We start from the raw sequence: 13,538 nt of genomic DNA on the forward strand, positions 1-13,538 counted from the left end.
GTTTCCCCTGCGCCGGGAGGGGTGGCACGGGCGCACCCGGGGGGGCCCATGGCGCCCCTGGCCCCGGGGGGGGCCCCCCCCCCGGGCGCGGGCCCCCCGGGGGGGGGGCCCCCGGGCCCCCCCGCCCGGGGGCGCCCCCGTTTGCGTTGCCGCCGCCCGCCTGCCGGTGTACGGGGGTGGAGTGCGGCGTGGGGGGATTGGTTGCCCGCGTGGCGCGGAATGGGTGATGAGATTCGCCATATCCCATCAATTCAGACATTTGGTCTAAGGTGGGTGAGATTGTCTGATGGAGGTACGACATCCGAAGCGCAGCAGAGAGCCGAAGCGCAGCAGAGAGGTCGCGGGCGAGGCGATGACGGAAGCCATTTTGCTGGTCGGCGGGCAGGGCACCCGGCTGCGGCCGGTCACGGTCCACACGCCCAAGCCGATGGTCCCCGCGGCCGGGGTGCCCTTCCTCGCGCACCAGCTCGCCCGCCTGGCCGCCGCCGGGGTCGACCACGTCGTGATGGCCACCTGCTATCTCGCCGAGGTCTTCGAACCCCACTTCGGCGACGGCTCCGCCCACGGCCTCAGCCTGGAGTACGTCGTCGAGGACGAGCCGCTGGGCACCGGCGGCGCCATCCGGCACGCCGCCCGGCGCCTGCGCGGCGGCCCCGACCGGCCGGTCCTGGTGCTCAACGGCGACATCCTCAGCGGCGTCGACATCCGCGGCCTGGTCGCGGCGCACCGCGAGCGCGGCGCCGACGTCACGCTCCACCTCACCCGCGTCGAGGACCCCCGCGCCTTCGGGCTCGTGCCGACCGACGCCGACGGGCGCGTCCTCGCCTTCACCGAGAAGCCGCAGACCCCCGAGGAGATCGTCACCGACCAGGTCAACGCGGGCGCGTACGTCTTCACGCGGTCCGTCATCGACACCATCCCCGAGGGGCGCGCCGTCTCCGTGGAGCGGGAGACCTTCCCGGGGCTGCTCGCCCGCGGCGCGTACCTGCACGGCCACGCCGAGGACTCCTACTGGCTGGACCTCGGCCGCCCCGAGGCGCTCGTCCAGGCCTCGGCCGACCTCGTGCGCGGCGTCGTCGACTCGCCCGCCGTGCCCGGGGAGCGGGGCGAGTCCCTCGTCCTGCCGGGCGCCGAGGTCGCCGCCGACGCCCTGCTCGCCGCGGGGACCGTCGTCGGCGCCGGGGCCCGCATCGGGGCGGGCGCGCTCGTGCACGGCTCGGTCGTGCTCGACGGGGCGGAGGTGGGCGAGGGCGCCGACGTCCGCCGCAGCCTGGTCGGCGCGGGGGCCCGCATCGGGCGCCGCACCGTCCTGGACGGCGCGGTCGTGGGGGACGGCGCGCGCGTGGGGGCCGACAACGAACTGCGGACCGGGGCGCGGGTGTGGTGCGAGGCGGTGCTGCCCGACGCGGTGCTCCGCTTCTCGCCCGACGACCCGGCCGCACCCACCGGACGCCGACCCCAGACCACCGAAGGGCTCCAGCAGTGACCGTGAACTTCCCCCAGGACATCTCGGCCGACCTCTCCCAGAGCCTCGCCGCCCGGCTGCCCGAAGCCTGGGCCGCGACCCCCCTGACCGTCGTCATGCCGACGTACAACGAAGCGGGCAGCCTGCCCGGCATGGCCGAGGCCCTGATGGCGCTCCCGCTGCCCGGCCTGCGCCTCCTCGTCGTCGACGACTCCAGCCCCGACGGCACCGGCGAGATCGCCGAACGCTTCGCCGAGCGGTACGGCGCGGCCCGCATGAGCGTCCTGCACCGCACCGAGAAGGACGGCCTCGGCCGGGCCTACGCGGCCGGCATGGCGCAGGCCGTCGCCGAGGGCGCCCACTACGTGCTGCAGATGGACGCCGACGGCAGCCACCCCGCGGCGAAGGCCGCCGAACTGCTCGGCGTCGCCCTCGCCACCGACGCGGGCGTCGTCATCGGCAGCCGGTACGTCCAGGGCGGCACGCTCTCCGACGCCTGGGGCGCCCACCGCAAGCTGCTCTCGCGCTGGGCCAACGCCTACGCGGGCACCATCCTCGGCACCCGGGTCCGCGACATCACCGGCGGCTTCAACCTGTGGCGCGCCGACGCCCTGCGCGCCATCGACCTGGCCTCGGTGGACAGCGCGGGCTACAGCTTCCAGGTCGAGATGAAGTACCGCGCGCTGCGCCGCGGCTTCGGCGTGCTGGAGGTGCCCATCCACTTCGAGGACCGCACGGTCGGCGAGTCGAAGATGAACCTGATGGTGCAGCTGGAGTCCGTCGTCATGCCCTGGAAGCTGCGCCTGGACGCGAGAGCGGGCGGCCGCGGCACGGGAGCGCGCGGATGAGTGCGCCCACCCTGCGCGAGGCGCCCCGGACCGCCCCGCCCGCCCCGCCCGCTCCGGCCCCGGCCGCCCCGGCGCCCGCCGGGCCCCGGTTCTCCCTGGCACGGCTGCGCAGGCTGTTCCTGGAGGTCGTGAAGTTCGGCGTGGTCGGCGGCAGCGGCGTCGCGGTCAACCTCGTCGTCTTCAACCTCCTGCTGCACGGCCTGTCCTCGGGCCCGATGACGGCGACCGTGCTGGCCAGCTGCGTCGCCATGGGCACCAACTACCTGGGCTTCCGCTTCTTCGCCTACCGGGACCGCGCCTCGCGCACCAAGCGGCAGATCGTGCTCTTCTTCGCGTTCAGCGGGATCGGCGTGGCCATGGAGAGCCTGCTGTTCTACGCGGGGTACCACGGCGCGGGCATGAGCGGGCCGCTCGGCTCGAACATCGCCAAGGCCCTGTCGATCGTCCTGGCCTCGGCGTTCCGCTTCCTGGTCTACCGGACGTGGGTCTTCCAGCACGATGCGCGTCGCCACTAACGCGGTCGCACGGCGGATCACCTGGGCCGCGGCCCTGCTCCTGATCGTCCTGCTCCTCCTCGTCGTCCTCCGCCTGCCCTGGGCGGGCGACCTCGGCATCCACGCGGCGACGGTCGAACGCCTGCGCCACGACCTCGTCCACCCCGGCAACCCGCTGGTCGACGCCGACACCCCGAGCCCGTACTACTCGCCCTGGATGCTGCTGCTCGGCTGCCTGGCCAAGGCGACCGGGCTCGGCACCTTCGTGGTCCTGCGGGTGGCCGCGCTGGCCGGGCTGACCCTGCTGGTCACCGGCGTGTGGCACTTCGTGCGCACGCTGAGCGCGCGCCGGGCGGCACCGCCGCTGGCCCTGCTCTGCCTGCTGCTGCTCTGGGGCCCGCGGCTCTTCACCTGGAGCGGCTTTCCCGGCCTCAACTCGCTGGCCCTGACCATCGCGTACCCGAGCACCTTCGCGCTGGGCCTCTCCTTCCACCTCTGGGCCCTGCTGCGCAAGGCCCTGCGGGACGGGGCGCGGGGTCCTGCGTTCCTCGGGCTCGGGCTGCTCTGGGCGGCCGTCCTGCTCAGCCACCAGTTCACCGGCGTCGTCGCGTCGTTCGGCGTGCTGGCGATGGTGCTCGGCGCCCGGCCCCTGCCGACGCGCGCGCTCCTGCTGCGGCTGGCCGGGGGACTGGCCCTGGGGCTCGCGGTCCTCGCGGCCTGGCCGTACTACTCCTTCTTCGGGCTGTTCGGCGCGGGCGACCTGGAGCAGATCCACCGCTCCCTCTACCGCGACCTGCCGGCGCACTTCGGCCTGGTCCTGCCGGGCGTCGTCGCGCTCGCGCTGCGCCTGCGCCGGGACCGCCGCGACCCGCTCGCCCTCTTCTTCCTGCTGGGCGCGCTGATGTTCGCGGCGGGCGGCCTGACCGGCCACTACTCGTGGGGCAGGGTGCTGCCCGCGGCGCTGATCCCCGCGCAGCTCGCGGTGGCCCTCGAAGTCGTCGGGGCGGGGCGGCCCGCGGTGCGCCGCGCGTACGCCGCGGTGCTCGGCGCGGCGCTGCTGCTCGGCGCGTGGACCCAGGCGGGCACGCTCGGCTACGTGGTCCCGCGCGCTGCGCTGCCGGCCCGCGTCGAGGCGAAGTACCGGCCGCCGTGGCCCGGCTACCACTGGCTCACCGGGCAGGTGAAGTACGGCGACATCGTGCTGGCGAAGACGTTCCCGGCCCGCCAGATCCCCGCCTACGGCCCCTATACGGTGGCCCCCGGCTACCCGGACTTCTTCCTGCCCGACCAGGAGGCGCGGCTGCGGGCCGTCCGCGACTACTTCGCCGCGTCGACCCCGCGCGCGGAGCGCCTGGACATCCTGTGGCGCTACGGCGTGCGGTGGATCGTGCAGTATCCGGGCGACGGGGGCCTCGGCCCCGACGACCCCGCGCTGCGCAGGGCGGCGACGGGGCCGCGGGGGCAGGTGCTGTACGAGGTGAACGGCTGAGGGAGCCGCTGTGCGGCCGGGCGGGGGCACCCCGCCCGGCCGGGCCGCGTCAGGGGCAGGTGACGAGGACGATCGAGACGGCGGTGCAGGTGACCGACGCGGTGTCGTTGGCCGGCTCCGGGTCGGTGGGCGCGGACGCGGTGCGCTGGCCCGTGACCTTGACCTGGCCGAGGCTCAGCAGGTGCAGCGGGACGCGGAAGGTCTTGGAGGCGCTCGCGTGGTCCGCGATGGCCCCGTAGGAGCACGTCACCGTGGACGAGGCCACCGTGCATCCGGCGGCGAGGTTGGTGGCGGTCGCGCCCCGCGGGAGCTTCGCGGTGACGGTCGCCGAAGTGACGCCCTCCGGGCCGGTGTTGCGGGCGGTGAGGGTGTACGACAGGTAGGGCACCAGGAGGCTCAGGTGCGGCTGGGCGGCCAGGTCGACGTCGATGTCGGCCCGTCCCGTCGGCGGGGCGGCGGCGAAGCCGAGTCCGTAGGGGCCGTCGAACCCGCTGATGGTGTCGGTGACGGCGTTCGTCGCGGGGTCGATGACCGAGACGGTGTTGTCCGAGACGTTGGCCGCGTAGACGGCCGTGCCGGACGGCGCGACCTCGACCCGGGCCGGGCTGTCACCCACCGGGACGGTCGCCGTCACCGCACGGGTCGCCGTGTCGATCACCTTCACGTCGTCGCTGCCCCGGTCGGCGACGTAGGCCCGGCTGCCCGACGCGTTGAACGCGACGCCGTTGGGGGCGTCGCCCACCGGGACGGTGGCGCTGACCGTGTTCGTCGCGGTGTCGAGGACCGAGACCGTCGTGCCGCCGTTGTTGGTGACGTAGGCGAAGGCCCCGGAGGGGCTGACCGCCACACCGGAGGGGGAGTTCCCGACCGGGACGGTGGCCGTGACCGCGTTGGTGGCGGTGTCGATGACCGAGACCGAGTTGCCGTTGTTGTTCGTCACGTAGGCGGTGCCGCCCGACGGGGCGATCGCCACGCCGTTCGGGGACTCCCCGACCGGGATGCTGGTGCTGACCGTGTTCGTCGCGGTGTCGATGACCGAGACGGTGGTGCCGCCGCTGTTCGCGACGTACGCGCGGGTGCCGGACGGCGTCAGGGCGATGTTGAGGGGGTTGCCGCCGACCGGGACGGTCGCGGTGACCGTGCGGGTGGCGGGGTCGATCGCCGAGACGGTCGCCTCGTCGAAGTTGGTCACGTAGACGTGCCCGGGCCCGACGGCCACCCCGACGGGGCTGTTGCCGACGGGGATGCTGTCGACGACGTCGTTCGCCGCGGTGTCGACCACGGAGACGCTGTCGCCGTGGAAGTTGGCCACGTAGGCCGAGGGACCCTCGGCGGCCTGCGCGGGCGCGGGAAGCGCCACCACGCCGGTCAGGGCGAGGACCCCGCCCACCGCGAGCGAGGCGAGCCGCCGCGCGGGGCGTGCGCCCGGCCCGAACGGTCCGGAGGGTCTGACGAGTGCACGATTCAAGGGAGCTCCCCCTTCGGCGGCCCCGCACCACGACGGCGGAACCGCAAGACGCCCGGCGATGACCCGGGAATCATCCCGCTCCCTCAACTCTTCAGGAGTGGAACCTCCGTTGTTGTCCGAATACGGTCATTCGGTGACCGGGCGGGGGCTTGACGCGTCCCTCAGCGGGACAGGCTCGCTGCCAGGCGGGCCGCTCTGCGGATGCGGGAGTTGGCTCCGGCGCCTGCCTTGCGGGCCAGGGGGCGGATGACCTTCGACGTCACGCCCACCGGGGTCCAGCGGAGCTGGAGGCGGCCCGATGCGCGGCCCTCCGGTTCCACCGTCACCTCGTGCGGGAGCGCGCCGCCGCGGTAGTCGACGCGGGCGGTGAGCGTCGGGAAGGTGAGCGGGGCCAGGAGCAGGGAGGTGTTGCGCAGCTTGCCCTGGGTGAGCTGGAGGACCGGGTGGCGGGCGCCCGCGAAGCCGTTCAGGGGCAGCGGGGCCGCCGTCAGGTCCAGGCGGACCGTGCCCTCGAAGACGCCGGGGCGCACCGGGTCGAGGCGGAAGGGTGTCTGCAGGCGGCGCCGGCCGGGGGCGACCAGGAGCGTGGCGACCTGCGGGCCGACCGGCAGGCGCAGGCCCGGGTCGTAGGTGCGCACGGTCAGGTCGACACAGGCGCCGGGGCCGCGCTCGATCCGGGTGATCTCGTGGCGGAACTGCGCGCTCGGGAAGGGGCGGGACTCCAGGCCCTGGTCCGTGAGGTCGAGTTCGGCGCGGGCCGCCTCCGTGCCGGGCACGCGCCCGCCCCAGTAGACGCGCCCGGCACCGTCCACCGCCGTCTCGCGGGGCGCCACCCCGTGGCCGAGGCCGCGCGCGGCGAGCCGGGCGTCGGCGAGGCGGCCGTCGCGGACCAGCTGGAGGACGACCCGCTCGGCGCGCGGCAGCCGGGCGTACGCGCCGGGGGCGAGCTCGGCGAGGTAGGGGTTCACGATGTCCGCGAAGCCCGTCAGCCACTCCTCGTCGCGGAAGGGCAGGTCGCCCGCGTACATGCGGAAGTCGTGCTTGAGGAACTTGTAGTCCTTGGCCTCCCGCACGCCCGTGTGGCCGCTCGACACGAGGAACGCGTCGATGAGGCGCTGGACGTGGATGCGGTCGCGGACGTTCGTCAGCTTGTGGCGCTGGTTGGAGATCGACGCCGACTCGGCCGCCTCGTAGGGGGCTATGTACCAGCGGTAGACGGGATCGGGGATCACCGTGAAGGCCGTCGCCAGGCAGTACGCCTGTGCCGAGAACAGCTGGTCCTCGTAGTGGATGCCCTCCGGGAAGCGCAGGTCGTTGCGGTCCAGGAACGCGCGGCGGTACATCTTGCTCGTCGAGAGGTGCTCGAAGAACAGCGCGGGCTCCGCCTCGATGCCCTCGACCGTGCGGCGCTCGGCCACCAGGTGCGGCATCCAGGTGGAGGTGCGGCCGGTGTCGACGCGGACCCGCTCCACCGCGCCCATCACGAAGTCCACCGTCCGCTCCCGGTGGGCGGCGAGCAGCAGCTCGACGGCGCGCCCGGGCAGTTCGTCGTCGCTGTCCAGGAACATCAGGAAGGGCGCGCGGGCCTGTTCCAGCGCCCGGTTGCGCGGTGCGCTGCAGCCGCCGCTGTTCTGCGGCAGCCGCAGATAGCTGACGCGGTCGTCCTCGGCGGCCAGCTTCCGTGCCACCTCGGGCGTGCGGTCCGTCGAGTGGTCGTCGCTGATGATGATCTCGATGTTCGCGTGCGTCTGGCGGCGCAGCGAGGCGACCGCGCGCGGGAGGCGCTCGGCGTCGTTGTAGACGATGACGGTGACGGTCACGTCGGGGGTGGTGGTCATCGCTGGTCCGCCTCCTCGGGCGTGGGTGCCGGGGTGCGCTCGTCGACCGGGGTCACGGGCGGCAGGGACTCCTCGCGTTCGCCGAGGAAGACCCGGCGCACGACCCGCTCGGCCGCGCGCCCGTCGTCGTACTCGCAAAAGCGCAGCCGGAAGGCGCGGCGCGTCTTCGCGGCCTGCTCGTCGCGCCAGGCGTCGGAGGTGAACAGGCCGGTCAGCTCCTCCTGGGTGCGGGCCACCCGGCCCGGCGGCTGCTCCATCAGGTCGAAGTAGACGCCGCGCGTCTTCGCGTACGTCTCCCAGTCGTCGGCGTAGATGACGATCGGCCGGTCGAGGTTGGCGTAGTCGAACATGATCGACGAGTAGTCGGTGACCAGGGCGTCCGCGGCCAGGCAGAGCTCCTCGACCGGGTCGTAGGAGGACACGTCGATGACCCGGCCGCTCCTGCGCAGCCCCGAGAGCGGCGAGGCGGCGCCGCCGTAGAAGTAGTGGCCGCGCACCAGCAGCACGGTGTCCTCGCCGAGCCGGTCGGCGAGCGTGGCGAGGTCCAGGCGCGGGGTCCACGCCGCCTCGTAGTCGCGGTGGGTGGGCGCGTAGAGGATCGCCCGCTTGCCCGGCGCGATGCCGAGCTTCTCGCGGATCGCCCGGACGTCGGCGGCGCTCGCGCCGTAGTACACGTCGTTGCGCGGGTAGCCGTGGTCCAGCGAGGTGTAGTGCGAGGGGTAGGCGCGCTCCCACATCTCGGTGGAGTGGCCGTTGGCGGAGACGCTGTAGTCCCACTTGTCGACGCGGGCCAGCAGGCTGTGGAAGTTGAGGCCCTTGGACGCGGCCGGGTAGTCCAGCTGGTCCAGGCCCATGCGCTTGAGCGGCGTGCCGTGGTGGGTCTGCAGGTGGACGGCCTCGGGGCGCTTGACGACCGCGTTGGGGAAGTTGACGTTGTTCACCAAGTACGCGGCGCGCGCCAGCACCTCCCAGTAGCGGGGCGTGCCGGGCACGACGTGGTCGGTGCCGGGCGGCAGCAGCGGGACGTTCGCCGCCGACACGACCCACACCGGGTGGATGTGCGGGGCGAGTTCGGCGAGCTTGGCGGCGATCGCCGCCGGGTTGCAGGCCACGCCCCGGTCCCAGTACGCGGTGAAGACGGCGAGGTCGGGGTCGACGGGCCGCTCCAGGGCCCGGCGGTAGCGCAGGTCGCGGACCTTCAGGCCCACCTTGTGCTTGCGCGCGAGCACCGCCGCCCTGAGCCTGCGCCGCTGCTGGTTCGCCGTCTGGAAGGCGCGGTACCTGGCGTACGTGTCCTCCTCGAGGAGGCGGCGCCGCACGCCCTCCAGGCCGCCGGGCCGCTGGTACCCGGCGGGGCGCCAGGCCTCGGCCGCCATCGACGCGCGGTGGAAGAACTCCCTGCGGACCGTGTCGGGCAGCCGCTCGCGGGCCACCACGCGCAGGCAGTCGCCGACCATCACGTCGTACAGCGCGGCGCGCGGCGCCGTCGGCAGGCCGCGCTCGGCGGCGAGGCGCAGCAGCGACTCGTAGCGGTCGATGACGCCGTAGCGCTCCTCGGGCGGCCCCTTGGGCAGGCTCTCGGGGCGCAACTCCCGCACGTCGAGCACCACATGGTCGAGCGTCGCGATCCGGTCGGCGAGGAGCAGCGCGGCGTACGCGGCGAACGGCGTGTCGTCGACGGCCAGCCGGGCGCGGTGCGCCCGCCAGAACTCCGCGCGCAGTACGCGGTTGCCGAGCAGCGGGGTGACCTTCAGGAGGTTCGGGCAGTCGGCGAGCGGCAGGTCGCGGCGGCCCTGCTTGGCCAGGTGCCTGCCGTCGGGGCCCGGCATGCCCTGGTGGCGCCACGTCGAGCGGACGTGGTCGACGACGAGGACGTCCGCGCCCGCGGGCAGCTCCGCCACGCGGTCGGCGACGGCGCGCGGGGCGCCCGTCGGCACGCCGTCCTTGCTCGGCACGAAGTGCAGCCAGCGGCCGCCCGCCCGCTCGGCGCCCGCGGCGCGGGCCGCGCCGTCGCCGGTGCCCTCGGGCAGCGGGACGACGGTGACGCCGGGCCGGTCCGCGGCGGCGGCCTGCGCGGAGGCGCCCACCGCGGCGACGATCACCTCGACGTCCGGTGCGGCCTGCGCCGCCAGGGAGTCCAGGCAGGCGCCGAGGTGTCCCTGCACGTTGCGGCCGTGGACGATGACGCTCAGCTCGGGCATGGCGGCGCCCCCCTCTCGTGTGGTCATGCGGTGGCCGTCCCTCGGTGGGCGAGCATCCGGTCGACGACGCGGCGCGCGGCCTGCCCGTCGTCCAGGTCGCAGAACTCGGCGCGGAACTCCTCGTAGGCCCTCGCGTACGGGGCGCTCGCCGTGTCGACGTCGCGCAGCGCGGCGATCAGCTCGTCGGAGGTGGGCAGCAGCGGGCCCGGCGCGCGCCGCTCGAAGTCGAAGTAGAAGCCGCGCAGGCGGTCGCGGTAGTGCTCCAGGTCGTAGGTGAAGAACAGCATCGGGCGGCCGGTGACGGCGAAGTCGAACATCACCGAGGAGTAGTCGGTGACCAGGACGTCGGCGATCAGGAGCAGGTCCATGATGTCGGGGTAGCCGGCCACGTCCCACACGAAGCCGTCGCCCGCGTCCGGCACCGGCTCCACGATGTGGGCGTGCGGGCGGACGAGCAGGACGTGGTCCCCGCCGAGCGCGGCGCGCGCCTTCGCCAGGTCGACGCGCAGGTCGAGGAGGAAGCCGCCGCGGTGGCGCTGCTTGTCCTCGCGCCAGGTCGGCGCGTACAGCACGACCTTCTTGCCCTCGGGCAGGCCGAGGGCGCGGCGCACCTTCTCGGCGCGCTTGGCGCGGTCCGGGGCGAGCAGCACGTCGTTGCGGGGGTAGCCGGCCTCCAGGAGCTCGCCGCCGACGTCGCCGCCGAACCGGAAGGCGCTGCGCAGGATCGGCGTGCTGAACCGGTTGGGGGAGAGCAGCATCGTCCACTGGTGGCGCTCGCGGTCCAGGTCGGTGAGGTACTGGGTGCTCGCGAAGTGGTCGTTGTCGAAGTCGAAGCCGATGCGCTTGAGCGGGGTGCCGTGCCAGGTCTGCACGATCTGCTGGCCCTCGCGCCGCTCCAGCCAGCGCGGGAAGTGCGTGTTGCCGACGAGGTAGCGGGAGCGGGCCATCGCCTCGTAGTACTCGGGGCTGTGCACGCGGACCGCCTTCGCGGTGGCCGGGACCTCGCACTGGCCGTCCTTGACGACCCAGAGGTGCTCGACGGGCAGGCCGCGGCGGACCATCTCCTCGTGCACGGCGCGCGGCGAGTCGCCGTACATGCGGCCGCCGAAGACGTCGTACAGGACGGCCTCGCGCAGCGGCTCGTGGCGGGCGGCCGGGTAGGTCTCGGTGCGCAGCCGGGTCTGGCGGTGGCGGCTGCGCTCCTCGGGGCGCAGCTCGGAGTGGGCCAGCAGCGCCAGCTGGTCGTACTGGCGGGCCTGCAGCTCGACGCGCTTGCCGTGCGCCTCGACCTCCAGGGGGAGGGTGCCGTGGACGGGCGGGGCGAGCTGGACGGCGGTGCGGGAGCCGTCCGGCTTCTGGACCGAGGGCCACCAGAAGCCGGCGCGCAGCGGGGTCGCCCCGGCGTAGCGGTGGGTGGGGGCGGGCACGAAGCTCGCCTCGAACCGGCCGTCGGCGGCCCGCGCGGGGAAGGTGTACTCGTGGCCCGACCAGGTCTGGCGCAGCACGAGTTCCAGGGGGTGGGTGCCGGGGGCGGGGTAGCTGCCGGTGAGGGTGACGGTGCCGTCGGGGCGTACGGAGACGTGGCCCACGAGGGGCTGCACGGGCTGGTCGCAGAGCTGGAGGTAGCCGCCGGGGCTGCGCCGGGCGTAGACGGTCCTGCCGGTGCCGCCCTGCGCGAACTGGGCGCCGGAGAAGCCCTCGCGGTCGTCCAGGATCAGGGCCAGGCGGGTCGACGCGGGCTCGGCGGCGGGGGTGGTGGAGGTGGCAGAGGCGGCGGAGGTGGCGGAGGTGGCGGAGGTGGCAGAGGTGTGGACGATCTCCACCGACATGTCCCAGCGCGCGATCGAGCGTTCCGCCTGGGTGGGGCGCAGGCGTTCGTGGTCGGTGCGGACGTCGGCGAGGGCCGTCGTGCCGACGCGCGCGGTGAAGGGGACGCGGCCGTCCTCGGGGGCGCCGAGGTCCAGCGGGGCGGTCAGGATCGTGCCGGACTCGCGGTGGCGCATCCGGAGCCGGGGGGTGCCGTCGGGGGCCGTGCGCAGGACGCCGCGGACGACGAGGTGGCCGTCCTCGGCGCGGACCTCCAGGGCGCGGGCGTGCGCCGTCTCCACGCGGACGGCCAGCTCGCCGTCCTGGATCTGCGGGGCCACCCGCACGTCCTGGGTGACCCAGTGCGCGGGCGGCGTCTGGCCGGAGCCGGTGCCGGCGCCGAGCAGCGGGCCGCGCCGCGGGGTGGAGCCGGTGCCGGCCACGGCGATCCGGACGTACCAGAGGCCGTCGACCCAGGTGCCGCGGTGGCGCAGCCGCGAGGGGTTGACCAGCGCGCCGAAGCCCGCCCAGTCCGCGTGCCGGAACTCCGCGCCGGAGGCCACCGTCGCCTCGGCGTCGAGGTGGCTGCGGGCGGGCACGACGACCGTGCGGCGGCTGCCCTTCTCCTTGAGGATCAGCGACTTCAGGGCCTTGGACCGGGACTCGGCGCCGAGCTGGCGCGCGAACGCCCAGCCGGACAGCCACAGCTTGCCGTCGTGCCAGGCGGCCTCGTTCAGGCGGCTGCGCAGCCGCAGCTCGGCGTCCAGGCGCAGCACCGCGTCGGGGACGGGGGCCGCCGGGTCGAGGAAGGGGTAGTCGGCCCTGGGGCGCAGCGTGCCGGTGACGGGGAGGGAGCCGGGGTGCTCCTTCTCGAACTCCAGCTGCCCGATCAGCTCGTCCAGGCGCCGGTGCACGGTCAGGTACAGCTTCAGCTTGTGCGGCACGTGCAGCGCGCGCACCGCGTCCTGGCCGATCTCGCGGACCAGGCGGCCCACGTGCTCCAGGAACGCCTCCTGGTAGGCGGCGTCCGAGCCGGGCAGCACCTTCCAGAAGAGGGGGATCTCCTCGGCGAGCGCGTTGTTGTCGTAGACGCGCAGGTGCTCGGCGTACATCGGGTCCTCGCCGACGTGGCCGAGCAGGAACGCGCGGACCATGCGGATCGACTTGACCCGGTCGATCAGGCCCTGCGGGTTGGTGCGGTTCTGGGTGATGGAGCGCTCGCCGATCTCGCGCTCGCGCCAGTTGTAGATCGGTTCGCTCAGCACGTCCACGGACGTGGCGAGGTAGTGCGCGGGGACGCTGACCGGGGCGTCCTCGTAGAGCATCGCCTCGGGGTAGGCGAGAGCGTGCCGCTCCCAGAAGGCGCGGCGGTACACCTTGTTCCACGCGGTGCGGTCGGTGAGCAGCGGGCGGAACTTCGACACGTGCGTGCGCAGCCGGGTCGCGGCGAAGGGCACCCGGTGCACGGGGGACTGGACGTGCCCGGCGGAGCGGAAGCGGGTGACGTTGCCCGCGGCGAAGTCGGAGCCGGTCCCGTCGAGCGTCTCGATCATCAGGGCGTACGCGGTGGCGGGCAGGGTGTCGTCGCTGTCCACGAACGCGAGGTACTCGCTGCCGGGGGACATCTCCCGCGCCCCGGTGTTGCGTGCCGCGCCCAGGCCCTTGTTCTCCTGGGATATCAGCCGGAAGCGGGGGTCGGCCGCCGCGAAGGCCTCGGCGATCGCCGCGCTGCCGTCCGTCGACCCGTCATCGACCATGATCACTTCGAAGTCCTGGAACGTCTGGGCGGCCAGGGACTCCAGGCACTCGTCGAGGTAGAGCTCGACGTTGTAGACGGGGACGACAACACTCAGCCGTGGCTGCACGCGCACTCCTTCTGTTGCTAAACGCTCCCATAGTGTAAGGATCCGTCTATTGATGCGACAAAAG

General features: G+C 74.0%; 8 protein-coding genes. 4 read left to right on the forward strand and 4 right to left on the reverse strand.

The genetic code is table 11. From position 1 onward, the window contains the following. The first annotated feature begins 352 nt into the window (after positions 1–352). The 4 genes from ACFYXE_RS33690 to ACFYXE_RS33705 all read left to right on the forward strand — a co-directional run bounded on the left by ACFYXE_RS33690 (position 353) and on the right by ACFYXE_RS33705 (position 4,296). Positions 353–1,486, forward strand: coding sequence for a sugar phosphate nucleotidyltransferase (locus ACFYXE_RS33690; protein ID WP_389319380.1), 1,134 nt, complete (start codon positions 353–355; stop codon positions 1,484–1,486). A gap of 95 nt (positions 1,487–1,581) precedes the next feature. Next, entirely contained in the window at positions 1,582–2,313 is a 732-nt protein-coding gene (locus ACFYXE_RS33695; RefSeq protein ID WP_389319382.1) for a polyprenol monophosphomannose synthase, read from the forward strand. Next, on the forward strand, positions 2,310–2,828 hold the full coding sequence (locus tag ACFYXE_RS33700) for a GtrA family protein (protein ID WP_389319174.1): 519 nt from the start codon (positions 2,310–2,312) through the stop codon (positions 2,826–2,828). Before ACFYXE_RS33695 ends, ACFYXE_RS33700 begins: the two co-directional genes overlap by 4 nt. Continuing rightward, positions 2,812–4,296 (forward strand): hypothetical protein, encoded by a 1,485-nt coding sequence (locus tag ACFYXE_RS33705; RefSeq protein ID WP_389319176.1) that lies wholly within the window; start codon positions 2,812–2,814, stop codon positions 4,294–4,296. Before ACFYXE_RS33700 ends, ACFYXE_RS33705 begins: the two co-directional genes overlap by 17 nt. Positions 4,297–4,345: 49 nt before the next feature. On the opposite strand, the gene ACFYXE_RS33710 is transcribed toward ACFYXE_RS33705, so the two are convergent. From ACFYXE_RS33710 to ACFYXE_RS33725, 4 genes are all read right to left on the reverse strand, one after another. Beyond that, entirely contained in the window at positions 4,346–5,764 is a 1,419-nt protein-coding gene (locus ACFYXE_RS33710; RefSeq protein WP_389319178.1) for a beta-propeller fold lactonase family protein, read from the reverse strand. Positions 5,765–5,925: 161 nt separating this feature from the next. After that, complete coding sequence (locus ACFYXE_RS33715; protein WP_389319180.1) at positions 5,926–7,602, reverse strand: glycosyltransferase family 2 protein; 1,677 nt, start codon at positions 7,600–7,602, stop codon at positions 5,926–5,928. Further along, positions 7,599–9,803, reverse strand: coding sequence for a CDP-glycerol glycerophosphotransferase family protein (locus ACFYXE_RS33720; RefSeq protein WP_389319384.1), 2,205 nt, complete (start codon positions 9,801–9,803; stop codon positions 7,599–7,601). Before ACFYXE_RS33720 ends, ACFYXE_RS33715 begins: the two co-directional genes overlap by 4 nt. A gap of 23 nt (positions 9,804–9,826) precedes the next feature. Beyond that, positions 9,827–13,474, reverse strand: coding sequence for a CDP-glycerol glycerophosphotransferase family protein (locus ACFYXE_RS33725; RefSeq protein ID WP_389319182.1), 3,648 nt, complete (start codon positions 13,472–13,474; stop codon positions 9,827–9,829). Positions 13,475–13,538 lie beyond the last annotated feature (64 nt).

Origin of the sequence: Streptomyces sp. NPDC002564 (genome assembly GCF_042889645.1) — a bacterium.
Classification (GTDB): domain Bacteria; phylum Actinomycetota; class Actinomycetes; order Streptomycetales; family Streptomycetaceae; genus Streptomyces.